Genomic DNA, 243 nt, shown 5'->3' with positions numbered 1-243 from the left:
CACGCAGATGCTCCAGCAGCTCCTTCTTGAGGACGCCACGTGCTTGTATGTATAGGCTTTTGTATATCGTCTCGTGTGACACTTGTCTCTGCGCCTCTCCCGGAAACGCACGTTTGAGCCAACCCGCAATCTGCTCGGGCGACCATTTACGTCGTAGCTTTGCTGATACTGCGCGGCTCAAAGATGGATGACAAGCCAGCTTACATGTCTTGGGGCGCAAAGCGCGATCCCATGTTGCTTGGT

The 243-nt window shown here is 54.3% G+C and carries 1 pseudogene; it reads right to left on the bottom strand.

The features are described 5' to 3' along the window. Nucleotides 1-243 (bottom strand): annotated as a pseudogene (locus tag AB9F29_RS22740) (IS30 family transposase); the annotation flags it as partial.

It is taken from the genome of Falsihalocynthiibacter sp. S25ZX9, from assembly GCF_041205405.1.
Classification (GTDB): Bacteria; Pseudomonadota; Alphaproteobacteria; order Rhodobacterales; family Rhodobacteraceae; genus Falsihalocynthiibacter; species Falsihalocynthiibacter arcticus.
Note: the sequence above shows the minus strand (reverse complement) of the source record. Positions and strands in the feature narration are given on the sequence as shown.